The organism is Arthrobacter globiformis (genome assembly GCF_003261175.1).
In the GTDB taxonomy this organism is placed as follows: domain Bacteria; phylum Actinomycetota; class Actinomycetes; order Actinomycetales; family Micrococcaceae; genus Arthrobacter; species Arthrobacter globiformis_A.
This window is the reverse complement of sequence record NZ_QLNP01000067.1, coordinates 49809-74477: the sequence shown is the minus strand read 5'-3', so window position 1 is coordinate 74477 and position 24669 is coordinate 49809. Positions and strand designations below refer to the sequence as shown.

Sequence of the window (24669 nt, the reverse complement as noted above, 5' to 3'; positions counted from 1 at the left end):
AGATGACAACAACTGTTGAAACTGCCGGCAGCGGCACCATGTCCAGGCTGCACGACCCGTCGGTGCGCGGCTTTGCCTCGGACAACTACTCAGGGGTGCACCCGGAGGTGCTGGCCGCGCTGGCCGCAGCCAACGAAGGGCACCAGGTCTCCTACGGCGAAGACGCCTACACGGCCCGCCTGCAGGAGCTGATGGAGGAGCACTTCGGGCCAGGTATCGAATGCTTCCCGGTCTTCAACGGCACGGGCGCCAACGTGCTGTCTCTGCAATCCCTCCTTCCGCGCTGGGGTGCGGTGGTCTGCGCGTCCACGGCACACATCAACATGGATGAGAACGGCGCCCCGGAGCGTGTGGGCGGCATGAAGCTGCTTCAGGTGCACACCCCGGACGGCAAGCTGACGCCTGAGCTGATCGACCGCGAAGCGTGGGGCTGGGGCGACGAGCACCGCGCCCAGCCGCTGGCCGTCTCCATCACCCAGACCACTGAACTGGGCACCTGCTACACGGTGGATGAAGTCCGGGCAATCGCGGAGCACGTCCACGCCAAAGGCATGAAGCTGCACATGGACGGGGCGCGGCTGGCCAACGCGGCCGCGCACCTGGGCGTTCCGCTGCGGGCTTTCACGCGCGACGCCGGTGTGGACATCCTGTCGTTCGGCGGAACCAAGAACGGGCTGCTGTTCGGCGAGGTGGTGGTGGCGCTGAATCCCGATGCCGCCCAGGGGCTGCTCTTCCTGCGGAAGATGAACATGCAGCTGGCCTCCAAGATGCGGTTCATGTCCGCGCAGTTCATCGCCCTGCTCGAAGGTGACCTGTGGCTCCGTTCGGCCGGCCACGCGAACGCCATGGCGGCGAGGCTGCGCGCCGCGGTGGATGACATTGACGGCGTGGAGCCCACGCAGAAAACGGAGTCCAACGGCGTCTTTGCGGTATTGCCCGCAGGCGTGGCGGACAGGCTCCGGGAGTCCTTCCGCTTCTACGACTGGAATGAAGCCACGCGGGAAGTGCGCTGGATGTGTTCCTTCGACACCAGCGAGGAGGACGTCGACGCCTTCGTAGCGGCCATAAAGACCGAACTCGCCCGGCACAGGTCCTCCCAGGCGGCAGCGCAGTAACATGCGCAGGATTGGGTGAGCAGGCGGCGAGCCTGCCGGAGTTGGCGGTTTCCATTGCGTAGCCTGCGATTGTGAACGCACTTGCCCAGGTTCCCGCGAATTTTCTGTATGCGCTGGGAACGCTCCGCAAAGCACGCTGCCGCAGCGAACTGCGCCTCGACGAGATCCCGGCGCCCGCCCGGCTGGCGCCATTCGCCGTGGCCCTCGGCGCCGAGGTCATCGTTCCCAGCGGCGGCAGGGCTGGCGGCGACATGGCTGGCGGCGAGCGCGACCGTTCACCGGTCCACGGGCCGGCGGCCATGGCGCTGGCCCGGTCAGCCGCCGCCGGAGCCTCCGCCGCCGATGACGCGGACGACGACGGCGACGAGCTCGCCACCGGGCGCTTCATCCTGCTGCACGACCCCGACGGCTCCGCGGTGTGGGATGGCGAATTCCGGATCGTCACCTACATTCGGGCCCAGCTCGACGCCGAGATGGGCAACGATGAAATGCTGGGCTCGGTCGCGTGGACGTGGCTCGTGGAAGCCCTCGAAACCCACCACGCCCCCTACCGCGCGGCCGGCGGCACCGCCACGCGCGTGCTGTCCGAAAGCTTCGGAACGCTGGCGGACCGGCCCGCCTCGATCGACATTGAACTGCGCGCCTCATGGACTCCCGCCGGCGCCGACGTCCAGGCGCACCTCGAGGCGTGGTCGGACATGGTGTGCACCTTCGCCGGCCTCCCGCCACTGCCCGAGGGCGTCTCCGCGCTCCCGCGCAGGCGCCGCAACTAGACTCTCCCCCGACCAACCCGCCCCTGCCCCACCCAGGACGCCTCCAGCAAAAAATGCTGCCCAAAGCGCAGAAGGTGCCTTCATGACAGCCAACTTCCTCATCGGTCTCCGGGAGAGCCTCGAGGCGACGCTCATCGTCGTCCTGCTGATGGCGTACCTCACCAAGAGTGGCCGGCGAGCGCTGCTCCCCCGGCTGTGGGCGGGCGTGGGAACGGCTGTCGCCGTGTCGGTCGGTTTCGGCGCCCTGCTGACCTTCGGTCCGCGCCGCCTGACCTTCGAAGCCCAGGAAGCGATCGGCGGCGGCCTGTCCATTGTCGCCGTCGGACTGGTCACCTGGATGGTCTTCTGGATGGCGCCCACCGCCCGCACGCTCGGCAGCGAACTGCGCTCCCGCGTCGACGGAGTGGCCGACGGCGCAGGCTGGGGTCTTGTGCTTGTGGCGGCTTTGGCGGTCGGCCGGGAAGGCCTGGAGACGGCGTTGTTCCTGTGGGCTGCGGCCCAGGCCGGCGGGGAATCCGGAACCCCTCTGTTCGGCGCCCTCCTGGGACTCGCCGTCGCTGCCGGGCTCGGTCACTTCCTGCACCGCGGCGTCCTGAAGGTCAACCTGTCCCGCTTCTTCACCTGGACCGGCGTCGCCCTGGTGGTCATCGCCGGCGGCGTCCTCGCCTAGGGCGTCCACGACCTGCAGGAGGCCGGCATCCTGCCGGGGCTGCACAGCCTCGCCTTCGACGTCTCAGCCGCCATCCCGCCGTCGTCCTGGTACGGCACCCTGCTGAAGGGGACCCTGAACTTCTCCCCTGCCACCACCTGGCTGGAAGCAGCCGCCTGGGTCCTGTACGCCATCCCTGTCATGTTCTTCTATCTCATCGCCAGCTTCCGCCCGGCGCTGCGGCGGGCGGAAGCGGCGCCCGCCGCAACGGCCGCCATCACTTCATAACAGACAGCCTCCTGACCAGTGGCGCCCGCCCCAAACCAAAAGCTGCACCCGAACACCCCGCTGCCCCCAACACCCGCTGCATCCCCAGCACATCCGCTGCATCCCCAACCCCCAAGGAATTCAGATGCCCGGCTTCTCTTCGCCCAAAACCCGCCGGACTGCCGGTGCCCGCCTCGCCGTCGTGGCAGCCACAGCAGTCCTCCCGCTGGCCCTCGCATCCTGCACCGACAACGCGAGCGCCAACGCATCCGGCACCACCGACGGGCCGATCCAGGTGACCAGTACCGATGCCGAGTGCAAGGTCTCCGCCGCGGAAGCACCGACCGGACCAAGGGAGAAGGCGCGCCCCTGTCGGGCGCCAAGGAGTTCACGGCCCCCGATTTCGCCATCAGGGGCAACGACGGCGAACCGCTCATTGGCATGGAGTCCCACGTCCGGCTGGCCCACGCGGACCAGAACGATGGGGTGCGGATGCTCCGCCGCGGGTACAACTACACGGACGGCTCGGAGGGACTGGGCCACCTCGACGCCGGGCTGTTCTTCATCGCCTTCGTCAGGGACCCGCGGACGCACTACGTGCCCATGCAGATGACCATGGCCAAGGAGGACGTCCTGGCCCTGGAATACCTCAAGCACACGAGTTCCGGTCTCTTCGCCGTGCCGCCGGGGGTCAAGCAGGGTGGCTTCCTCGGGGAAGGCCTCTTTACCTGAGTCGGCCTTACCCAGGTCCTGTTCCCGGGGCTCGGCGGCAGGTGAGCCGTGGCAATAACACCGCGCCGCCGTCGTTTCCGACGGCGGCGCGGGCCGCCGGAACGTCCCTTGGGCCTGCTGCCGGTAAACTAAGGACATCATGACCGCTCAAAATTCGGATAACACCACAGCCGGCGCTCCGGCTGCTGACACCACACCCCACATAACGGTGGAAGGCTTCGATAGCCTGGTCCCCGTTGTCATCGATCTCGATTCTCCCCGCGACGGCGTCCCTCTGGTCATCGAAACCCAGGCGGGACTGGAACGCTGCGCCGCCGCGATCGCAGCGGGCACTGGCCCAGCCGGCGTCGATGCAGAACGCGCCTCGGGCTTCCGCTACGGGCAGCGGGCGTTCCTCGTCCAGATCCGCCGGGAGGGTTCCGGAACATGGCTGATCGACCCCGAGCCGTTCGGGGACCTGCGCATCATCAACGATGCCCTGCGGGGCGTCGAATGGATCCTGCACGCCGCAAGCCAGGACCTGCCTTGCCTGTCGGAGCTGGGCATGTGGCCGGACAAGCTTTTCGACACTGAACTTGCAGCACGCCTGGCCGGCCTTCCCCGCGTCGGCCTCGCTGCCGTGATCGAGCAGCTGCTCGGTTTCGGACTCGCCAAGGAACACTCGGCGGCCGACTGGTCCACCCGGCCCCTGCCGGAACCCTGGCTCCGGTACGCCGCGCTCGACGTCGAAGTCCTGACGGAACTGCGCGAGGAACTCATCGAACTGCTCGAAGCGGACGGAAAACTCGAGTACGCCGAGCAGGAGTTCGCCGCGATCCTGTCCGCCGGGCTCGCAGCACCCAGGGTTGACCCCTGGCGCAAGACGTCCGGACTCCACCAGATCAGGGACCGCCGCCAGCTGGCCGCGGTGCGGGAGCTGTGGCTGGAACGCGATGCCCTGGCCCAAAAGCGCGATGTTGCCCCGGGACGCCTCATCCCCGACTCTGCCCTCGTGGCCGCAGCCAAGGCGATGCCGACGACGGTGCCGCAACTGCTCAGCACCAAGGGATTCCACGGCAGGGCCGCCCAGCGGGAAGCCCCCCGCTGGCTGCGGTGCATCGCTGCGGCCCGGGCGCTCGAAGACCTTCCCCCGCTCCATCTGCCCACCAACGCCCCGCCGCCGCCGCGGGTCTGGGCCGACCGCGATCTTCCCGCGGCCGAGAGGCTGCAGACCGCCAGGCCGTTGCTGCAGGAGAAGGCGGACGAACTCAAGCTCCCGCTCGAAAACCTGCTGACCCCGGACTACCTACGCCGCGTCGCATGGCGGCCGCCGGAGGACATCACCGAGGCCGCCATCGCCGAGGAACTGCGCGGGCTGGGTGCCCGGCAGTGGCAGGTGGGGCTGGTGGCGCCGCTGATCACCGCGGCGTTCCTCAACCCGCAGCCGCTTCCGCCGAAAGAGGCCAGGGAGCCAAAGGAAGCGTCCGCGTAGGAAGCTGCCTGAGCAGTCCGGTAGCGGGGCGGGACAACGATGGCGCGGCGTACGACGGCGGTGCTGCCCGCGGTTTGGGCTTTTCGCTCACCTGACTCCCCAACTGGGTGGCGGCTCAGCGCCTTTTGAGCGTTGGGAACGCCCTGCGCTGCTACCGGGTTTTTGTTCTCGAGCGGTTAAAAAATACTTTTCGATCCCGTCCGTCTGCGGGGTCCGATCCACCCTTAATTGTCACTGCCCCCTGTCATGCTGTGGGTATGGATAACGCAGTAGTTGCGGAGACGTTGGAGGCCATTGGTGCCTCCGCTCTTTCGCTGGCTGCTGAGCTCCGCCGGGCGGCTGATCCGGGCCCGGCCGGCGCGGACGTGCTGCCTTATAACTTGGAATCGCTGCAGGATGAGGCCGATCCGCTGGGGGAACAGGCGGATGCGTGCCTGGACGGTCTGGCTGCGGTGGCCGGGATGGAGGCGCGGCTGGCGGCCGTGAAGGTGAACCTGGCCGCCGGCTACGCCGCGGCGGAGGAGGCTTTGGCGCCACCTGGCGCATCCGTGCACGACCGCACCGTACGGCGGATGTCCGTGACGGCGGAGGTGGCGGGTGCGCTGACCGTGAGTGAGGGGTCGGCGGAGCGGTTACTGGTCGAATCCGCCAAACTGACCAGGGATCTGCCGTTGGCGTTCAGCGAGCTGGGGTCAGGAAAACTGTCCTGGCAGCACGCGCGCATCATGTGCGACGAAACCGACGGGCTGGATCCGGAAGCGGCCGCGGCGTTTGAGGCGCACTTCCTGGACCCTGACGCGCCCGGGTACGCGCGGGGTTGCCCGGCAGGGGAACTGACGCCGGCGAGGTTCCGGGCGAAGGCCCGGTATTGGCGGGAACGGCACCACCCGGTCAGCATCGAAAAACGCCATTGCAAGAGCGTGAAGGACAGGCGGCTGGAGTATGCCCCGGACCGGGACGGCATGGCCTGGTTCTCGGCGTACCTGCCCGCGGACCAGGCCGCCGGCATCTGGAACCGCACCACCGCCGCCGCCCGCGCCATGCAGGGCCCCACCGAAACCCGGACCCTGACCCAGCTCCGCGTCGACGCCTTCGCCACGTGGCTGCTCACAGGAGGCCACTTGGTTGACGGCGCGGTTGACGGCCCGACCGCAGAGCCGGTCCCCGTAGACTCCGTGCTGGCAGGTTCCGACCCCGCGGGCGCAGGCCCGGCAGGTACAACGCCCGCGGATTCCGTCCCCATAGGTGATGCGCCGTCCGGTGGCGTGCCGTCCCCGGCGGCCCAGGTGCTGGTCACCGTTCCGGTGTTCTCGCTGCTCGGCCTGTCCGATGAGCCGGCCACACTCGACGGGTTTGGGCCGATCCCGCCGTCGATGGCCCGCAGGCTCGTCGCCGGCGGCGCAACATCATTCCTCCGCGTGCTTGTTGATCCGCGGGACGGAGCACCGCTGGAGATCGGACGCACCAGCTACCGGCTAACCAAGCCGATGCGCCAATGGCTGCGGCTCCGCGACGCCAAATGCACCTTCCCGAACTGCAACAACCACTCCCTCGACAACGACGCCGACCACATCCTCGCCTGGGCCGACGGCGGCGGCACAGGCGTCGCCAACCTCGGCCAACCCTGCCCCAAACACCACCGGCTGAAACACGCCACGGCCTGGCAACCGGTCGGCGCTACCCGGGACGCCCCGCCGGGCTGGATTTCGCCCAAGGGACGGTCCTACCCCGCCGAGTACCAGGATTGGGAACCAACCACCTGGCCAGAACCGGCACCCACCGAAGACTGGCCCGTGCCACCGGGCCCGGACTGGCCCGATGTGTCGGAACTTCCCGACGACCGCGACGGGGTCGATGGCCCGCTGGCTTTCGACGGCCCTGAACCACCACTGCCACTGGATCCGTGGCCCTACTGGTCATCATCCACAGCAGCCTAAGAAGCCACCCGCCTCAACAGTCTTGCCGCGATCATGCATGCTGGGCGCAGCCCCCGAGCGAACCTCGGCGCCAGTTGCACCCAATGTTACTCGCTAGTAACATTGGGATTACTGATGCCCGGTACCGGCTGTCCGGTCCAGGCATGCCCGTCTCAGCGAGGAGCCATTGAATGAGCGCCGCAGATTTCCGCAAGCTTGCCGATCTCTTTCCGGATGAGGCGATCACTCATTCCTCGGTGAAGGACATCGAACTCCCCGCAACAGAAGGCCACCCCAGCCCGGGCGTCTTGGCCCTTATCACCCTGGACAACGGGCTCGGCCCTTCCAAGCCCACGACGCTTGGCCCCAATACCCTCGTTGAACTCGGCACCGTCCTCGAAGGGCTGCGCGAGCGGGCGGCCGCGGGCGAGATTGCGGCGGTCGCCGTGACGGGCAAGCCGAACTTCTTCGTTGCCGGGGCAGATCTGTCAGCGGTCACGAAGCTGCAGGAGCGCGAGCACGGTCTGTGGATGGCGCAACTGGGCCATGAGGTCTACTCCACACTGGCCAACCTCGGCGTTCCCAGCTTCGCGTTCATTAACGGCGTGGCTCTTGGCGGCGGACTTGAGATCGCGCTGCAGTCCACCTACCGCACGGTGTCCACAGGCGCCGGGGCGCTGGCACTTCCGGAGGCTTTCCTGGGGCTGGTGCCCGGGTGGGGCGGCGTGTACCTTCTGCCGCGGCTGATTGGGCCGGAGAACGCGGTGAAGGTGATGATCGAGAACGCGCTCAACAACAACCGCACCCTGTCCGGCCCGGAGGCCTTCAAACTCGGCATCGCAGATGCGCTGTTCGAGTCGGAAAATTTCCTTGAGCAGTCGGTCGCGTGGGCTGCGCGCGTTGTCGCCGACGCCGCGGGTTCGGGCAACAGAGGTTCCGGCACAGTACCGGAACGGCCCGCCGCCGTCGATCCCGCCGACCCTGCTGTTGCCGCCCGCTGGGCGGACGCGGTAGCCGCCGGCCGCGCCTACGTCGAAACCAAAACATCCAACGCCTCCCCCGCACCGGCTGAGGTGCTGAATATTATGGCGGCAAACCGCACCATGACTCAGGCGGAGTCCGCCGCGCTCGAATGCGAAACGCTGGCCGGCCTCATGCAGACCGACGAGTTCCGTGCCACCGTCTACGCTTTCCTGGACCTCGTGCAGAAACGGGCTAAGCGGCCCGCAGGCGCTCCCAGCCGCGAGCTCGCCCGGCCCGTAACGAAGATCGGCGTGGTGGGTGCCGGCCTCATGGCCAGCCAGCTTGCCCTGCTCTTCGCGCGCCAACTCGGCGTGCCCGTGGTCCTGACCGATATCGACCAGGAGCGGGTGGACAAGGGCGTTGGCTACGTCCACAACGAAGTGGACAAACTGGTGGCGAAGGGCCGGCTGAGCGCCGACGCAGCCACCCACGCCAAGTCGCTGGTAACGGGGTCCGTTTCCAAGGAACCGTTCGCCGACGCCGACTTCGTCATTGAGGCGGTGTTCGAGGAACTGAACGTCAAGAAGCAGGTGTTTGCCGAACTCGAGGCCATCGTCTCACCGGAGTGCGTCCTGGCCACGAACACGTCATCACTGTCCGTGACCGCCATGTCCGCAGACCTGCGGTATCCCGAGCGGCTCGTGGGCTTCCACTTCTTCAATCCCGTGGCCGTCATGCCCCTGCTCGAAATTGTCCGGGCGCCGAAGACCGACGACGCCGTGCTCGCCACCGCGTTCGAACTCGCCAGGGGCCTGAAAAAGACCGCCGTCCTGGTCAAGGACGCCCCCGCATTCGTGGTCAACCGCATCCTGCTGCGGCTCATGGGCGAAGTCACAGCCGCCTTCGACGAGGGTACGCCAGCCGACATCGCCGATGCCGCGCTGCGCCCCATGGGCCTCCCCATGACGCCGTTCACCCTCCTCGCCATGGTGGGACTGCCGGTTGCCCAGCACGTACAGGAATCCCTGCACGCGGCCTTCGGCGACCGCTTCCCGGTCTCGCAGAACCTGCAGAAACTGGTCGACAACAAGGTCAGCTCCCTGTGGTCCACGGCACCGGACGGCGAGCAGGAGATTCCGCCCGCCACCTCTGCCCTGATGTCCTTCGGCAGCACTCCGTCATCCGCAGAGGAAGTGCTGCGCCGGACCCAGGACGCGCTGGCCGAGGAGATCGGGCTGATGCTCGAAGAGGGCGTGGTGGCGGGGCCCGAGGACATCGACCTGTGCATGGTCCTGGGCGCCGGCTGGCCGATGTTCCTGGGCGGAATCACCCCCTACCTCGACAGGGTGGGAGCCTCGGAGCGCGTCAACGGCCGGCGCTTCCTGCCGCCGGGAGTGGCATCCCGTTCCTGACTGGCATCGGCAGCTGGAGGCGCGGTCAGAACTGCCGGAGCCGGCCGCCCTCCAGCCTGAGCAGCCGGTGGGCATGCGCCGCGGCGAACCTGAGGTCGTGCGTGACCATCACGACGGCGGCGCCGCGGCCCGCTGCCGCAGACACGGCGGCCGTGAGCCGCTCCAGGCCATGAGCGTCCAGGGCCACCGTGGGTTCATCCAGCGCGAGCACCGACGGTTCGCGGGCCAGGACTGTGGCCAGGGCCAGCAGCCGCTGGCCTGACGCCGGCAGCTCATGCGGGTGCGCGTGTCCGCTGTCCCCGAGGCCGACGGCGGCCAAGGCTGCTTTGGCACGTTCCGCCGCCGCCGTGCCGAAAATGGGGTGCAGCCCGAACAGCACCTCGCGCAGCACCGAGCGCTCGAACAGCTGGTCATGCGGGCGCTGGAAGAGGAGCCCCAGGCGGCGGGCCACCAGCCCTGTGGGAACACCGGCAATGGATTCGTCCGCAACGCGGACATCACCGCGAAACGGCCGGTGAAGGCCGTTGAGGAGCCGGAGCAAGGTGGACTTGCCGGCACCGTTGGGCCCGGTAATGGCCACGATTTCCCCGGGCACCACCTGCAGGTCCACGTCCTCCAAAAGCAGGCTGTCCTCGGTAGGCGAACTGCGGGACCGTCCCCCGAACCCAAAGGCCACACCCGCTAACTCCAAAGCCGGTTTAGTTCCAATGGCAGTGGCTCCGGCAGCAGCCTCCACCACCGGAAGCGTCAGCACCGGAGGCGGGGCCGGCATCGGATCCACCTCGGGCTTCCGGTTAGCGGACGGGATGATGACTTCAGGGGAAGCAACCACAACGCCGGATTCAGCCAGCACACCTCCCTGCAGGATCCGGGCGGGAGGTCCCGCTGCCGTCTCCTGCCCGTCCTTCAGTACCAGCCAGCGCTCCGCCGCGCGGGTCAGCGCGTCGGCGTGCTGGCTCAGCACCACAATGGCTGTTCCCCGGGCCAGCTCGGAACGGACCAGCTCGACAATGGTACGGATACCGGCCTGGTCAAGGGACTCCAGCGGCTCGTCGAGGATCAGGACGCCCGGACCGTCCACCACGGCGCAGCCCACGGCCAAGCGGCGGAGCTCGCCGCCGGACAGCGTCGCCGGATCCCGGTGCAGGAACCCGTCGAGACCGGTGCGGCGGGCAATATCGGCGACGGTCTGCACCATCTCCCCGCGGGGAACTCCGCGGTTTTCCAGGCTGAAGGCAAGCTCCTCCTCCACGGTTCCGCGGACCGCGGACAGCATGGAGGCCGCGTCCTGCGGGACGTAGCCGACGTGCCGTGCCCACGCCCCTGGATCGATCCGGGGATCATCCTGCGCTCCGGCAAAGCGCAGCGGACCGCTGCCTGCCGGATGCCCGGCCACCTCCAGTTGCAGGCTTCCCACCAGCGTTCCGTCCCGGCCGCCGAGCAGCCAGGCACCAAGGATGCGTCCCAGCGTGGATTTGCCGCTGCCGGATCCGCCCAGCACCGCCGTCAGCGTGCCGGGCGAGGCAACTACCTCCACCCCGCGAAGCGCGGGGCCCGGATCGCCGTGGTAGGAAAATGAGGCGACCGAGGCCAGCAGCGTGGTTGCGGCAGTCCTGTCAGCGATCATCCGGGGCCCCCGACGAACTGAGAGAAGGCGGACAGTGACCCCGCCGGTAGCGATTCAACGATGCGCCAGCCCACCGCCGTTAGGGCGAGCAGGATCGCGAAAACGCGGAAGGTCGCCTGCGCGGCTGAATCGTGGACCTCGGTGTAGCTGGTCCGGGGGCCCGTACTCCTGAACCCTCTCGCGTCGAGGGACTGGGCCCGGATGCCGGCGTCGTGGACCAGGCCCAGCACCAGCGGAACCATCTGCAGCCGGATGGCCGCAACCCGGCTGCCTATCCCCCGTCCCACCACGAGTCCGCGCGACTCCTGCGCCTGGCGGACCGTGCCCAGCCGCGCCGCGACCAGCGGGGCAAGAAGCAGCGTGGAGGCCAGCACATACCCGACCTGCGGCGGAACACGGCGGGCAACCAAGGCGGCAACGAGCTCCGGGATCCTGACGCTGAAGGAAAAGACCATCAGCACCAGGACGAAGGCTGCTGTGCGGAGCCCCATTTCCAGTGCAAAGGTCAGCCCCTCGGCCGTGACCCGGGCAGGGCCCCAGCTGGCCAGCACGGTGCGCCCCTCCGGGAAGAAGAGGCCGTGGATCACCAGCAGCGAAAGCCAGAAGGGCACCACGATGGTGGCCGCCGCCAGCAGAACCCGCCGCACGATGCCCGCGGCAGCGGAAAGCAGCACTGCGCCGACTGCCACGGTGAGGGATACCGCCCAACTGGAGGCCGCCGTCGTAATAGCAAGGACGGCGGCGGCGGCCGTCATCGCGGTCAGCGGGTTGAGGCGTGCGGCCACCTGGGCGGCGGTCCGGACGTCAGGAATTCCGCGCGGCCGGCTCCTTGCCGGCCAGGACGCGGAAGCGGCGGACAAACGGGAACTGGAACGTGGTGCGCCGCGGCAGGGCGTACACCAGCATGGCGGCAATGGCGAAGACGATGGCCTTGTCCATGGGATCCGAGATCAGCGCCTGCTTGGTGATGGCTGCCAGCAGCGTGTCGCCCATGGCACGGAAGGCACTGACGATCGCACCGGTGCCCGCACCGGAGGTGCCGCCGAAGACGAACGCGGCGATCGGCGCGGACACCACGCCGGCGATGATGCCGGTGGCGAAGCCGGCAACCGGGGCCAGGTAGAACCGGCGGAACAGCCCGTACCGGGCGGCGACACCTGCCAGGAAGCCGATCAGCGCGGCGCCGGCCGCGAAGGGCAGGACCGTGGGGTTGAAGAACGACCACACGATGCTGCTCAGGGCACCGGTGGCGGCGCCGGCCGCAGGTCCGGCTAGGACGGCGATCAGCACGGTGCCGATAGAGTCGAGGTAGAACGGCAGGCCGCTGGTACCCATGAGCTGTCCCAGCACGATGTTCAGGACAAGGGCCACCGGAATGAGCACCACGGTGGACGTGGGCAGGGTGGGAAGCACGCCCACGATCAGCAGCAGGGCGCCAAGAAGGAAGCCGCCCAGCGCGACGAGCGACGAAACGCTGCCGAGACCGCCCGCGATGTCGGCAGGCTGCGTGAGGACCAGAAAGATGAAGGTGGCGGCGATGGCAACGGCGCCGAGCAGTTCGAGGAGCCTCCGGCGGCGGACGGCCTTCCGGTCCGTGGGAGGAAGCGTAAGCGACTGCTGTGACATGGTGGATCCTCAGGCTGAAAACGGCGGGTTCCCCACCCGCGGTGTGATCTTCCGCGTGCGCGGAAGCAGGCGCCTATGTCACCTTGGCGCGGCTACCATCCTACCGACCCGCAGGCACGGCTAGCTACGGTCCGGCGAGAGGGGCTGCTGCCCCACTACCGCGGCCAGCCCGCCCACCGAGGAGATCAGTTCGTCGAAGCACTGCTCGGGATCGTTTGACGTGACGATCCTGGCATTGAACGGCTCCTTCCAGATGCCCCGAAAGTCGGCAACGGTGGTCCCCGCCAGGCGCGGCGATTCCGTTTCGACGTGCACGGTGGCCGGCCGTGTGCCGAACGGCGTGCGCCCGATGGCCGCAGCTGCTGCAAACGCGTCATGCATGTGCGCGATGTAGCCCTGGTCGTAGAGCCGGTGGAACTCCATGTAGAAGCGGATGGCATCCGAGAGGCACGCGACGAGCGGGTTGCCCGAGCCGCTGCGCTGGCCCTCCGGCTGTTCGGGCAGCACGAGTTCCGGTTCGGCTCCCGCGGCCTCGGCGAGCCGCTGCAGGTGCTCGGGCCGCAGCTCGATGCGTTCCGTAGTCTCGAGGGCGCACACCACCGGAAGGCTGTCCTCCGGTAGGCCGCTGTAGGCGGCGAAGACTTCCGCGGCCGCGTGCGGGTCCACGGAAACGTTCCACTCCGCCGTCGGCGTGGTGTTGCCCTGGTAGTTGAAGCAGCCGCCCATGATGACCAGCCCCTTGAGCAGCTTGGGAAGGTCCGGTTCCGCCCGCAGCGCCAGCGCGAAGTTGGTCAGCGGCCCGGTGATGAGCCCGGTGATCTCACCCGGATGTGCCCGGACGGTTTCCACCCACACCTCGACAGCATGCCGAGGTGAAATCTCCTGCTTCGGCGGCGGGAGCTCGGCATAGCCGATCCCCTGCGGGCCGTGGGTTTCCTCGGTGGTGACCAGCGGAATCTCCAGCGGCACCTCCGCGCCCAGGGCGACTTCAATGCCCGTCTGGCCGCAGAGTTCCAGCAGGGCGAGGTTGTTCAGTGCCACCTGGCGGGCGCCCACATTGCCCGCCGTGCAGGTGATGGCCTCGATCCGGACCTCCGGCCGGGACAGCAGATAGACCAGGGCGAGGGCGTCATCGATCCCGGTGTCAACATCCATGAGGATGGACGGCATCAGAACAGGGCCACCTTGGGGGTCTGGGGGAAGATGGCATCGAGTTCGTCGAGTTCGGCCCGGTCCGGCACCCAGGCCACCGCCCCGGCATTCTGCCGGACCTGCTCCGGACGCGTGGCGCCCGCAATCACGCTGCTGACCGACGGCTGCGCCGCAAGCCAGGAGAACGCCACCTGCACTTCTGTCAGGTCACGGGCGGCGGCGAAGGCGCTGAATGCCTTCAGCTGCTGCCAGTCGGCGTCGTGCACCAGGTTGGTCCGGGTGTGGCTGAGGCGTGAGCCTTCCGGCGCCTGGTCCTGAGCGTACTTGCCGGTCAGGAGGCCGTTGGCCAGCGGGAAATACGGCAGCACGCCCAGCCCGTACGCCTCTGCCGCCGGAGTGACTTCCTGCTCGGCGCGGCGGTCCAGGAGGTTGTAATGGTTCTGCGCGGAGACGAACCGGGCCCCACCGCGGGCGCGGGCCACGAATTCAGCCTCGGCGATCTGCCAGCCGGCGCGGTTCGAGTGGCCGATGTAGCGCACCTTACCGCTGGTGACGAGGTCGTTGAGCGCGTCGAGGGTCTCCTCGATCGGCGTCATGGGGTCGGGCGTATGGAATTGGTACAGGTCGATGTAGTCGGTTCCGAGCCGGCGCAGGGAGGCCTCCGCGGCGCGGATGACATAGCGGCGCGAACCCCGGGCGCCGAAGTCCTCGCCGTTGGCCCCGCGCATGTCCATGCCGAACTTGGTGGCCACCACGACGTGGTCGCGCCTGGCCCCCAAGGCCTTGCCGAGCATCGTTTCGCTGAGGCCCGGTTCACGCCCGTAGGTGTCGGCGACGTCGAAGAGCGTCACCCCCGCGTCGAGGGCGGCACGTACGACGGCGTCCGTACCCTCCTGCGATTCGGTCACCGTGTTTGGGCGTCCGAGGTTGTTGCAGCCGAGGCCCACGACGGAGACGGTCAGTCCTGATTTTCCAAGACGGCGGTATTCAGTCATGGAATCACCCTATAACGGCACCGGCGGCTGACGGCCCCAGCGGCAGCTCCCGCGGCCGGCCCTTCCGGCCGTCACCTCTGGGAAACCCCTTAGGCGGAGGCGAACTCGAGTCCGTGCTCCTCCAGCGCATCCTGGAGCTGGGCCAGGGTCCGCGGGCAGATCCCCGGCAGCGCCGCCAGCTGGCGCCGCCCGAACTGCGCCAGCTGCTCAAGGGACTCCACGCCGGAGTGGGCGAGGATTCTGCGGTCGGGCGAGGCGAGGCCCCGCGGAAGCGGCGTGCGTCCCGGCTGGGCTGACTTCTTTGTCATGACGTTCTGCCTTCCTGGTGCTGACTGCGTTAGGTTCTTGAAGTGCTTAGAGGGTGAAGCTTGCCACCTGCTTGGGTGAATGCTTGAGCTTGAGGGCCGAGGGGTCGCCGAACGGGGCGGCTCCAATGCTCAGCTTGGTGAAGTCCAGATCCTCGCCACGGATGCAGACCTTGATTGCGTTTACGGCCTTGTTCACATCCGGGCAAAGGCAGAAGATGTTGAGCTTGCCGTCGCTGAATTCCGAGCGGTCCACAATGCCCAGGCCGCGCCAGGCCAGATGGCCGGAAAGGGCGTCCTTCGCCTTTTCCTCCAGGTAGCGGTCGCGGCTGGTGCCCTCCCGGGTCTTGAGCGCGTACTGTGCCACTACCCAGTACTGCTCCTCGTCCGGAATCTCGGCGTAGCCATCCTCGGTGCAGGCCGCCCCGAAGGCGTCCATCAGGCGCTCAGCTGCCTCGGCGTCCGGCACGTCGGTTTCCTGGGTCTTGCTCTGGTGCCCCACGGCGCCATGGTTCATGACGAACTGGCTGTAGTCCTCGTCGTACCAGGCTTCCCGGAAGAGCAGCGCTCCTTCGTCGTCGCGCTTGTAGACCCGGATAATTCCGCTCATGCCCGTCCTTTCATAAACCAGCTGGTGTCGGTGCCGTCAAACGGAGCATCCTGGCCCTTGACGGCAAGGAACAGGGCGTCGCACTCGGCCTGCATGGCGTGCACCAGCGTCTCAGGGTACTCCATGCGGAGCCGGTGTTCGGCGAACTCGTCCTCGTCGTCGACGAACACGCCGCGCTGCACCGAACGGATCACGTCGAGGTCCATGTCGATGACGTGGAATTCAGTGACGCCCTGCTGGATCCTGCGCCACTCGTGGCCGGTGGCCAGGTCGACGTAGACGCGGAAGTCGCCCGAGTACGTGTCGTCGTAGAACGTGACCACGAACTCGCCGGTCCGCGGAACCAGCAGCACGGCATCGGACGCGGTGTAGAAGGCGGCGCCAGGCCGGGAACAGAACTCGTTGGCCGGCTGGAAGATCCACCAGCCGTGCTGGTCCGCGCCGAGGTACCTGCCGGGCACCACCCAGTGTGCCGAGCCGTCCCATTTGCGGTTGCGGGACACCACCAGTTCCCCTGGCTGCAGGGAATCGGGCTCCCTCACAGTTTGGGCAGGCTTCCGGTGGTGGGGTGTTCCTGGCCGGGCAGCGGACGGGCGAACGGGACCTTGGTCCCGAGGACCTGGGCAACGACGTCGTGGGTGATCTGCTGGGCGGTGAGGCCCACGCGCTCCAGCACCTGGCTCCGGGTGCCGTGGTCCAGGAATTCAACCGGCAGGCCAACCTCGTTCAGGGCCGTGTCCACCCCGGCGGCGCGCATCTCCTGGCGGATCCTTGACCCGACTCCCCCGGCGCGGACGCCGTCCTCGATGCAGATGACCAGCCGGTGCCTGGCGGCCAGGGCGATGATCGACTTCCGCACCGGGAGGACCCAGCGCGGATCCACGACGGTGGAGCTGATGCCCTGGGCGCCCAGCCGGTTGGCGACGTTCAGGGCCAGCTCCGACATAGCGCCCACGCTGACGATCAGGACATCGTTCTCCGTGGAGCCGTCCGGGCGGCGGGACAGCACGTCCACGCCGTCGGCCAGCCGTTCAATGGCCTCGACCTCGGCGCCGACAGTCCCCTTGGAATAGCGGATGACAGAGGGGGCGTCCTCGATGGCGACGGCTTCGCGGAGCTCTTCGCGCAGCCGCGAGGCGTCGCGCGGCGCAGCCAGGTGGAGCCCTGGAACGATCTGGACCATGGCCATGTCCCACATTCCGTGGTGGCTTGCGCCGTCGGGACCGGTGACGCCGGCGCGGTCCAGGACAACTGTCACGCCGGCCTTGTGCAGGGCGACGTCCATCAGCAGCTGGTCGAAGGCGCGGTTGAGGAAGGTGGCGTAGACGGCCACCACCGGGTGCAGCCCGCCGAAAGCCATGCCCGCTGCGGAGGTGAGCGCGTGCTGCTCGGCGATGCCGACGTCGAACACGCGTTCCGGATGCCGTGCCGCGAATTTGTGCAGCCCCACCGGGATGAGCATTGCGCCGGTGATGCCGACAATGTCCTTGCGTTCGTCGGCGATGTCCGCAATTTCGTCGGCGAACACCGACGTCCAGGACTTGGCGCCCCCGGCCTCGGCGGGCTCGCCCGTCTCGGGATCGATGATCCCGACGGCGTGGAACTGGTCCGCTTCGTGCGCGCGGGCCGGCGCGTACCCGTGGCCCTTTTCGGTCATGGCGTGCACGATGACCGGGCCGGCATAGTTCTTGGCGGTGGACAGGGCGTGTTCCATGGCCTGCAGGTTATGGCCGTCCACCGGGCCGATGTACTTCATGCCGAGGTCCTCGAACATGCCCTGCGGCGCCCACCAGTCCTTGATGCCCTTTTTCATGGCATGCAGGCTCTTGTAGGTGAACTGGCCGACGGGGCCGCCGTTCTGGAGCTTTTTCTTCCACCAGTCCAGGGCAACCTCGTAGGCGGGGGCGGCGCGAAGGGAGTCAATGGTAGGACGCAGGGACGCCAGGTAGTCGGCAAAGCCGCCGACGGTGGGGGCGTAGGAGCGGCCGTTGTCGTTCACGACAATCACGACGCGGCGCTTCTTGTCCGCCGCGATGTTGTTGATGGCTTCCCAGGCCATGCCGCCGGTGAGCGCGCCGTCTCCGACGATGGCGACGACGTACCGGTCGCCGTCACCGGTCAGCTGGCGGGCGCGGGAAATGCCGTCGGCCCAGGACAGCGAGGATGAGGCGTGGGAGCTTTCGACGATGTCGTGCTCCGACTCGCCGCGATCCGGGTAGCCTGACATGCCGCCTTGCTGGCGGAGGGTGCTGAAGTCGTGCCGTCCGGTGAGGAGCTTATGCACGTATGACTGGTGGCCGGTGTCGAAGACGATGCTGTCGCGGGGCGAATCGAAGATCCGGTGCACCGCCATGGTCAGTTCGACGACGCCGAGGTTGGGACCCAGGTGCCCTCCCGTCTGGGAGACGTTGCCGATCAGGAATTCCCTGACCTCTGCGGCGAGCTGGTCCAGCTGCGCCGCGGACAACTTGCTCAGGTCCTGCGGATTCCGGATGGTCTCCAAGATTCCCAACGGCCCCTCCTTCGGCTGGTAGACATGCCCATTAACTCTAACGCCTCCGGGCAAACAGCAAGGCAGAAGCCCCGGCCGGTCAGCTGACCGGCCGGGGCCTCTTCGCACTGCTTACCGGGGCTGGCCCGGCTAAATCCCGCTAGTTAGCGGAGATCTGCCGAAGCACGTACTGCAGGATGCCGCCGTTGCGGTAGTAGTCCGCTTCGCCCGGGGTGTCGATGCGGAGCACTGCGTCGAAGGACTTGGCGGAGCCGTCCTCAGCGGTGGCGGTGACCTTGAGGGTCTTGGGCGTGGTGCCTTCGTTCAGGGCGGTGACGCCCTCCACAGCGAAGGTTTCCGTGCCCGTCAGGCCCAGCGTGGCAGCGGACTCGCCGGCCGGGAACTGCAGCGGCAGGACGCCCATGCCGATGAGGTTGGAGCGGTGGATGCGCTCGTAGCTCTCGGCGACGACGGCCTTGACGCCCAGCAGCGCCGTGCCCTTGGCTGCCCAGTCGCGGGACGAACCGGAGCCGTACTCCTTGCCGGCCAGGACCACCAGCGGGGTGCCGGCTGCCTGGTAGTTCTGTGCGGCGTCGTAGACGTAGGCCTGCGGGCCGTCAGCCTGGGTGAAGTCGCGGGTGAAGCCGCCCTCCACGCCGTCCAGGAGCTGGTTCTTGATGCGGATGTTCGCGAACGTGCCGCGGATCATGACCTCGTGGTTGCCACGGCGCGAGCCGTAGGAGTTGAAGTCCTTGCGCTCCACACCGTTGGCCAGCAGGTACTGGCCGGCAGGGGTGTCGGACTTGAACGAACCGGCCGGGGAGATGTGGTCCGTGGTGACGGAGTCGCCGAGCTTGAGCAGCACGCGGGCACCGGTGATGTCCTGGACGGGCTCCGGCTGGGCCTTCATGCCCTCGAAGTACGGGGGCTTCCGGACGTACGTGGACTTCTGATCCCACGCGAAGGTGTCGCCGGCCGGGGTGTCGAGCGCCTTCCAGCGGTCGTCGCCCTCGAAGACGCCCTCGTAACCCTTGGCGAACATCTCCTTGTCGATGGAGGAGTGGATGACTTCCTGGACCTCGACCGGGTTGGGCCAGATGTCCTTGAGGAAGACGTCGTTGCCTGCTTCGTCCTTGCCCAGGGCGTCGGCCTCGAAGTCGAAGTCCATGGAACCGGCCAGGGCGTAGGCGATGACCAGCGGCGGGGAGGCCAGGTAGTTCATCTTGACGTCCGGGTTGATGCGGCCTTCGAAGTTTCGGTTGCCCGAGAGAACAGCGCTGACGGCGAGGTCGTTGGCCTGGATGGCCTCGGAAATCTCGGCTTCCAGCGGGCCGGAGTTACCGATGCAGGTGGCGCAGCCGTAGCCCACGATGTAGAAGCCCAGCTTCTCCAGGTACGGGGTGAGGCCCGACTTCTCGTAGTAGTCCGTGACCACCTTGGAGCCGGGGGCGACCGAGGTCTTGACCCACGGCTTGGCGGTGAGGCCCTTGTTCACGGCGTTGCGTGCCAGCACGGCGGCGGCAAGCATAACCGAGGGGTTGGACGTGTTGGTGCACGAGGTGATCGACGCGATGGTCACCGCTCCGTGGTCCAGGTCGAACTCGCGGCCGTCTTCCATCTTCACGGCGACGGGGCTGGACAGGCGGCCCTCGGCACCGTGCGCGGCGGAGTACTTCGGCGGAACGCGGTCGGTGTCGGTCACGTGCGTGCCGCCGGTGGTGAACGAGGGCGGGTCGGAAGCGGGGAAGCTTTCTTCCAGCGACTCGTCCAGCGTGCCGGCGTCGGCGTCGTGCGTGACGTAGTTCTTGAGGTCGTGGCGGAATTCGTCCTTGGCCTCGGTCAGCTCGATGCGGTCCTGCGGACGCTTCGGGCCGGCGATCGACGGAACCACTGTGGAGAGGTCCAGCTCGAGGTACTCGGAGAAGCGCAGCTCGCGGGAAGGATCGTGCCAGAGGCCCTGCTCCTTGGCGTAGGCCTCCACCAGTGCAACGTTCTCGTCGGGCCGGCCGGTGAGGCGCAGGTAGTCGAGGGTGACGTCGTCGATCGGGAACATGGCAGCCGTGGAGCCGAACTCCGGGCTCATGTTGCCGATGGTGGCGCGGTTTGCCAGCGGCACCGCGGCAACGCCTTCGCCGTAGAATTCGACGAACTTGCCAACAACACCGTGCTTGCGCAGCATCTCGGTGATGGTGAGCACCACGTCGGTGGCGGTGGCGCCGGCAGGGATGCTGCCGCTGAGCTTGAAGCCGACGACGCGCGGGATCAGCATGGAGACCGGCTGGCCCAGCATGGCAGCCTCGGCTTCGATGCCGCCGACGCCCCAGCCCAGCACACCCAGGCCGTTGACCATGGTGGTGTGCGAGTCGGTGCCGACGCAGGTGTCGGGGTAGGCGCGCAGAACTGTGCCTGTCTCGGTGTCCACCGAGCGGGTCATGATGGTGCGGGCCAGGTATTCGATGTTGACCTGGTGCACGATGCCGGTTCCCGGCGGGACAACCTTGAAGTCGTCGAACGCGGTCTGGCCCCAGCGCAGGAACTGGTAGCGCTCACCATTGCGCTGGTATTCGATCTCCATGTTGCGCTCCAGTGCGCCGGAGTTACCGAAGACATCGATCTGGACGGAGTGGTCGATGACCATCTCGGCCGGAGCAAGCGGGTTCACCCTCTTTGGATCGCCGCCAAGCTCCTTCACTGCCTCGCGCATGGTGGCAAGATCCACCACGCAGGGAACACCAGTGAAGTCCTGCATGATCACGCGGGCAGGCGTGAACTGGATTTCGGTGTCGGGCTGGGCATTAGGATCCCATCCTGCCAGGGCGCGGACGTGATCGGCGGTGATGTTCGCGCCGTCCTCGGTCCTCAACAGGTTTTCAAGCAATACCTTGAGGCTGAACGGAAGGTTTTCTGCACCTTCAACGGAGTTCAACCGGAAAATTTCGTATTCGGTTCCGGCTACATTAAGTTTGCCTTTTGAACCGAAGCTGTCCACAGTGCTCATCGCAGGACTCCTCTCGCAACAGTTTCATCTTTGTCGCGCGGTAGACCGCTTGCTAGTTAGGTCATCCTAACTAGTACAAGGTCATACACAAGAGCATGGGGTCAGCCGAGAATACGGCGCGCGACGTGGGACTACTAGGCCCATCCTAGCCACATCAGCTGCGGGGAGTCAGCAGTGCGACCGTCTCCAGGTGGTGCGTGTGCGGGTACAGGTCGAACGCCCTCAGCCCGGCCAGCTGCCAGCCACCCTCCTGGAAGTAACCAATGTCTCGTGCGAACGACGACGGGTCGCAGGACACATAGGCAATGGCGCGGGGGCTTGAGGCAATCAGCTGGCTGACCACGGCCTTGCCCGCACCGGCGCGGGGCGGGTCGAGAATGAGGGCGTCGAACTGGCGGGGGCGCTGGCGGAGCACCCGTTCCACCTTGCCCTGCACGATCTCCACCTGCGGTGCACCATGCAGGTTTTTCCGGGCGTCCCGGCTGGTGCCCGGGGCACCCTCCACCGACAGGACGGATCCGGTCTCCCCCACCGCGTCGGCGAGCGGCGCCGTGAACAATCCCGCTCCGGCGTAGAGGTCCGCCACCGCGGCGCCTGGTTCCAGGAACCCGCCCTCGTGCAGGAATCCGGTGACGGCACCGACCAGGGTGTCCGGTGCGTCGCGGTGGATCTGCCAGAAGCCCGCACCCGTGACCCGGTAGTCGTGGCCGGCCGCAGATTCCTGCACCCAGGTTCGCCCGCGGAGCTGCAGGGTCTCGTTTTTGAGTGGATCATAGCTGGCGACGGACACGTCCGCCGGGAGCTGGGCCAGGATGGAGTTCAGCCGTTTGGCGCGGGTCCCGGGGGCGGGGGCGAGCAGCACAAGCGGCCGCGAGCCGTTGGCAGGGGCGGCCACCTCCACCCGCTCGATGCCCTGAAGGTCCACATCCCACAGGCGCAGGGCGTTGATGCCGTCCACGGCCAGCGGCATTGCCTGTACGGGAATCACCTGGTCCGAGCGGTGGGCGTGCATGCCGAGCCGGCCGCTCTGGGTGACGCCGAAGCTGGCGCGCGTGCGCCACGCAAGCCCGGCCCCGCCGTCGTCCGTTTTTGATGCTTGTCCGACCGCTTCCACGTCCGGGGAGAGTTCGACGCCGGCCAGCCGGCTCAGCTGCTCGGCCAACACCTCTGATTTGAGGCTCCGCTGGCGCTGCAGCGACATGTGGCCGAGTTCGGCGCCGCCGACGGGCGGGCGCCCGTGCGCCCAGGAGCTTGCGGAATCGGCCGTCCGCCAGAAGTGCGGCACCCGGTCCGGCGAGGCATCGAGGACTTCGACAACGTCCGCGCGCCAGAACTTCGCCTTTTCTTCGGCGTCGGTGAGCCGGACCCGCACCCGCTCCCCCGGGATGCCGTGGCGGACGAAGACGACGCGGCCCTCATGGCGGGCAACGCAGTGTCCGCCGTGGGCGACGGGGCCGACGTCGACCACCAATTCGAGTCCGGTGGAAGTGGTCTGGGTGTCCGGGCTCATTGAATGTCCTGCAGTCTCTTGGCTTCTTCGGATGATTTGAGCTGCCAGGGAACGCTGGCAACCATGACGCCCGGCTCAAAGTGGAGCCGGGTCTTGATGCGGAGGGCTGTCTGGTTGTGCACCAGCTGCTCCCACCATTTGCCCACCACGTACTCGGGGATGTAGACCACGATCAGGTCCCGCGGCGAATCCCGGCGCATGTTCTTGATGTAGTCCATGATCGGCGTGACCGTCTCGCGGTAGGGGCTGGCGAGGATGGTCAGCGGAACAGGGATCTCCAGTTTCTCCCAGTCGGCGAGGGTGTGCGCCGTTTCCTCGGCGTTGATGTCCACCGTGATGGCGTCCAGGCGCGACGGCCGGGAGGCCCGGGCATAGGCAAGGGCGCGGAGCACGGGCTTACGGACGTGGGACACCAGCAGCACCGCGTGCACGCGGGTGGGCAGTGCCCGCGGCGACGAATCCTCGTCGACCGCCAGCTCCTTGGCCACGTTGTCGTAGTGCGCGTGGATGCTCCACATGATGAGGAACAGTACGAACATGGCGAGCAGGGCAATCCAGGCACCCTGTTCGAACTTGGTGATCAGCACAATCACCAGCACCAGCGCTGTCATGCCGAAGCCGATCATGTTGATGGTTCGCGACTTGATCATCCTGCGCCGGACGGCCTTGTCCTTGGCCAGCTTGAGCTCACGGCCCCAGTGCCGGACCATGCCCAGCTGGCTTGCCGTAAACGAGATGAAAACGCCGACGATGTACAGCTGGATGAGTTTGGTGACGTCCGCGTTGAAGGAGAGGATCAGGACCAGGGCGCCGGCCGCCAGGGCAAGCACGCCGTTGCTGAAGGCGAGCCTGTCGCCGCGGGTGCGCAGCTGCCGTGGCAGGTATCCGTCCTGGGCGAGGATGGAGCCCAGCACCGGGAAGCCGTTGAAGGCCGTGTTGGAGGCAAAGACGAGGATGACGCCCGTGGCCGCGACCACGATGTAGAACGGGATGGAGCCGGCACCGAAGATGGTTTGCGCGATCTGGCTGATGGCCGGGTTCTGGATGTAGCCCTCGGGCAACGGCTGCCCGTTGAGCAGGAATTCGGTGGCCGGGTCCAGCACGATGTGCACTTTGGTGGCGTTGGCCAGGTAGATGATGCCTGCCAGCATGGCCGAGGCGATGATCCCGAGCAGCAGCAGCGTGGTGGCCGCGTTCTTGCTCTTGGGCTTTTGGAAGTTCGGCACGCCGTTGCTGATGGCTTCCACACCTGTCAGGGCGGCGGCACCGGACGAGAATGCCCGCAGCAGCAGGAATGCGCCCGCGAGTCCGACGAGGCCCTCGTCGAAACCGGCGGCGGGCACGATCTCGAAGGCAGCCGACGGCGCCCGGCCCAGCTGGCCGGTCACGGCCTGGAAGATGCCGACGGCGGTCATGCCCAGGATGGATGCCATGAAGATGTACGTCGGCACCGCGAAGACGCTGCCGGCTTCCTTGATGCCGCGCAGGTTGACCAGCGCCAGGATCACCACGCCGATGGTGGCGATAATTGCCTGCTGGCCATGGAGTGACGGGATGGCGGTGGTGAGGTAGGCGGCCGCGGATGACATGGACACGGCAACGGTGAGCACGTAGTCCACGAGCAGCGCCGACGCCACGGTCAGTCCGGCGTACTTGCCCAGGTTCTCGTTGGCGATCTCGTAGTCGCCTCCGCCTGAGGGGTAGGCGTGGACGTTCTGGCGGTAGGACGCCACAACGGTCAGCAGGACCACCATGACAGCGAGGCCCACGAGCGGGGAGAATGCCACGGCGCTGACGCCGGCCAAGGCCAGGGTGAGGAGAATCTCATCGGGGGCGTAGGCGACGGAGGACAGTGCATCCGAGGCGAAGATGGGCAGCGCGATCCTCTTGGGCAGGAGCGTGTGGGCCATCCTGTCGTTCCTGAAGGGCCTCCCCACCAGCACCCGCTTCGCGGCATTCAGAATTGTCAGCACCACACAAAGTTAGTCTGATTCGCACGCGATGTCATGGCAGGTTTCCGGCGGTAGAGTCTTACGGAGCAGTCGGCGAGAGTTGAG

General features: G+C 67.4%; 17 protein-coding genes and 2 pseudogenes. 7 read left to right on the top strand and 12 right to left on the bottom strand.

Annotated elements, in window-relative coordinates; translation table 11 throughout:
* Positions 1–2 precede the first annotated feature (2 nt).
* From DBZ45_RS08545 to DBZ45_RS08510, 7 genes and pseudogenes are all read left to right on the top strand, one after another.
* Positions 3–1115: a threonine aldolase family protein gene (locus DBZ45_RS08545; protein WP_111903625.1), complete on the top strand. Its 1113-nt coding sequence runs from the start codon at positions 3–5 to the stop codon at positions 1113–1115.
* A gap of 68 nt (positions 1116–1183) precedes the next feature.
* Entirely contained in the window at positions 1184–1888 is a 705-nt protein-coding gene (locus DBZ45_RS08540; RefSeq protein WP_111903504.1) for a DUF3000 domain-containing protein, read from the top strand.
* An 82-nt stretch (positions 1889–1970) separates the two neighbouring features.
* Positions 1971–2825, top strand: a pseudogene (gene efeU, locus DBZ45_RS08535) (iron uptake transporter permease EfeU).
* A 324-nt stretch (positions 2826–3149) separates the two neighbouring features.
* A pseudogene (locus tag DBZ45_RS08525) lies at positions 3150–3536 on the top strand (Dyp-type peroxidase); the annotation flags it as partial.
* Positions 3537–3675: 139 nt separating this feature from the next.
* The gene (locus DBZ45_RS08520) at positions 3676–5007 is read left to right on the top strand and encodes an HRDC domain-containing protein (protein WP_111903503.1); all 1332 of its coding nucleotides are present in this window, start codon (positions 3676–3678) and stop codon (positions 5005–5007) included.
* Between the two features lie 257 nt (positions 5008–5264).
* Positions 5265–6944 carry an HNH endonuclease signature motif containing protein gene (locus tag DBZ45_RS08515; RefSeq protein WP_111903502.1) on the top strand — a complete coding sequence of 560 codons (1680 nt, stop codon included), beginning with the start codon at positions 5265–5267 and terminating at the stop codon, positions 6942–6944.
* A gap of 170 nt (positions 6945–7114) precedes the next feature.
* The gene (locus tag DBZ45_RS08510; protein WP_111903501.1) at positions 7115–9298 is read left to right on the top strand and encodes a 3-hydroxyacyl-CoA dehydrogenase NAD-binding domain-containing protein; all 2184 of its coding nucleotides are present in this window, start codon (positions 7115–7117) and stop codon (positions 9296–9298) included.
* 25 nt (positions 9299–9323) lie between these two features.
* Here DBZ45_RS08510 and DBZ45_RS08505 read toward each other — a convergent pair whose 3' ends face one another.
* The 12 genes from DBZ45_RS08505 to DBZ45_RS08450 form a co-directional block, all read right to left on the bottom strand.
* Complete coding sequence (locus DBZ45_RS08505; RefSeq protein WP_111903500.1) at positions 9324–10925, bottom strand: ABC transporter ATP-binding protein; 1602 nt, start codon at positions 10923–10925, stop codon at positions 9324–9326.
* Positions 10922–11785, bottom strand: coding sequence for an energy-coupling factor transporter transmembrane component T family protein (locus DBZ45_RS08500; protein WP_317616952.1), 864 nt, complete (start codon positions 11783–11785; stop codon positions 10922–10924). Before DBZ45_RS08500 ends, DBZ45_RS08505 begins: the two co-directional genes overlap by 4 nt.
* Positions 11730–12551: an ECF transporter S component gene (locus tag DBZ45_RS08495; RefSeq protein ID WP_111903498.1), complete on the bottom strand. Its 822-nt coding sequence runs from the start codon at positions 12549–12551 to the stop codon at positions 11730–11732. The genes DBZ45_RS08500 and DBZ45_RS08495 overlap by 56 nt, the downstream gene beginning before the upstream one ends.
* A gap of 120 nt (positions 12552–12671) precedes the next feature.
* Positions 12672–13721, bottom strand: a complete 1050-nt coding sequence (locus tag DBZ45_RS08490) for a nucleoside hydrolase (protein ID WP_111903497.1) — start codon at positions 13719–13721, stop codon at positions 12672–12674.
* Complete coding sequence (locus DBZ45_RS08485) at positions 13721–14698, bottom strand: aldo/keto reductase (RefSeq protein WP_111903496.1); 978 nt, start codon at positions 14696–14698, stop codon at positions 13721–13723. The genes DBZ45_RS08490 and DBZ45_RS08485 overlap by 1 nt, the downstream gene beginning before the upstream one ends.
* Positions 14699–14787: 89 nt before the next feature.
* On the bottom strand, positions 14788–15006 hold the full coding sequence (locus DBZ45_RS08480) for a hypothetical protein (RefSeq protein ID WP_111903495.1): 219 nt from the start codon (positions 15004–15006) through the stop codon (positions 14788–14790).
* 46 nt (positions 15007–15052) lie between these two features.
* The gene (locus DBZ45_RS08475) at positions 15053–15613 is read right to left on the bottom strand and encodes a hypothetical protein (protein ID WP_111903494.1); all 561 of its coding nucleotides are present in this window, start codon (positions 15611–15613) and stop codon (positions 15053–15055) included.
* A complete protein-coding gene (locus DBZ45_RS08470) occupies positions 15610–16155 on the bottom strand; it encodes a DUF402 domain-containing protein (RefSeq protein ID WP_111903493.1) in 546 nt (181 codons plus the stop codon). The genes DBZ45_RS08475 and DBZ45_RS08470 overlap by 4 nt, the downstream gene beginning before the upstream one ends.
* The gene (gene dxs / locus DBZ45_RS08465) at positions 16152–18125 is read right to left on the bottom strand and encodes a 1-deoxy-D-xylulose-5-phosphate synthase (protein ID WP_111903492.1); all 1974 of its coding nucleotides are present in this window, start codon (positions 18123–18125) and stop codon (positions 16152–16154) included. The genes DBZ45_RS08470 and dxs overlap by 4 nt, the downstream gene beginning before the upstream one ends.
* A gap of 139 nt (positions 18126–18264) precedes the next feature.
* A complete protein-coding gene (locus DBZ45_RS08460; RefSeq protein ID WP_111903491.1) occupies positions 18265–21102 on the bottom strand; it encodes an aconitate hydratase in 2838 nt (945 codons plus the stop codon).
* Between the two features lie 154 nt (positions 21103–21256).
* Positions 21257–22612 (bottom strand): class I SAM-dependent RNA methyltransferase, encoded by a 1356-nt coding sequence (locus tag DBZ45_RS08455; RefSeq protein ID WP_111903490.1) that lies wholly within the window; start codon positions 22610–22612, stop codon positions 21257–21259.
* Positions 22609–24585 (bottom strand): APC family permease, encoded by a 1977-nt coding sequence (locus DBZ45_RS08450; protein WP_223256987.1) that lies wholly within the window; start codon positions 24583–24585, stop codon positions 22609–22611. Before DBZ45_RS08450 ends, DBZ45_RS08455 begins: the two co-directional genes overlap by 4 nt.
* Positions 24586–24669 lie beyond the last annotated feature (84 nt).

What these genes read in the sequence shown, in the direction of transcription:
- DBZ45_RS08545 (WP_111903625.1), top strand. Translation starts at nt 3, where the DNA reads ATGACAACAACTGTTGAAACTGCCGGCAGCGGCACCATGTCCAGGCTG.
- DBZ45_RS08520 (WP_111903503.1), top strand. Translation starts at nt 3,676, where the DNA reads ATGACCGCTCAAAATTCGGATAACACCACAGCCGGCGCTCCGGCTGCT.
- DBZ45_RS08515 (WP_111903502.1), top strand. Translation starts at nt 5,265, where the DNA reads ATGGATAACGCAGTAGTTGCGGAGACGTTGGAGGCCATTGGTGCCTCC.
- DBZ45_RS08510 (WP_111903501.1), top strand. Translation starts at nt 7,115, where the DNA reads ATGAGCGCCGCAGATTTCCGCAAGCTTGCCGATCTCTTTCCGGATGAG.
- DBZ45_RS08505 (WP_111903500.1), bottom strand. Translation starts at nt 10,925, where the DNA reads ATGATCGCTGACAGGACTGCCGCAACCACGCTGCTGGCCTCGGTCGCC.
- DBZ45_RS08495 (WP_111903498.1), bottom strand. Translation starts at nt 12,551, where the DNA reads ATGTCACAGCAGTCGCTTACGCTTCCTCCCACGGACCGGAAGGCCGTC.
- DBZ45_RS08490 (WP_111903497.1), bottom strand. Translation starts at nt 13,721, where the DNA reads ATGCCGTCCATCCTCATGGATGTTGACACCGGGATCGATGACGCCCTC.
- DBZ45_RS08485 (WP_111903496.1), bottom strand. Translation starts at nt 14,698, where the DNA reads ATGACTGAATACCGCCGTCTTGGAAAATCAGGACTGACCGTCTCCGTC.
- DBZ45_RS08480 (WP_111903495.1), bottom strand. Translation starts at nt 15,006, where the DNA reads ATGACAAAGAAGTCAGCCCAGCCGGGACGCACGCCGCTTCCGCGGGGC.
- DBZ45_RS08475 (WP_111903494.1), bottom strand. Translation starts at nt 15,613, where the DNA reads ATGAGCGGAATTATCCGGGTCTACAAGCGCGACGACGAAGGAGCGCTG.
- DBZ45_RS08460 (WP_111903491.1), bottom strand. Translation starts at nt 21,102, where the DNA reads ATGAGCACTGTGGACAGCTTCGGTTCAAAAGGCAAACTTAATGTAGCC.
- DBZ45_RS08455 (WP_111903490.1), bottom strand. Translation starts at nt 22,612, where the DNA reads ATGAGCCCGGACACCCAGACCACTTCCACCGGACTCGAATTGGTGGTC.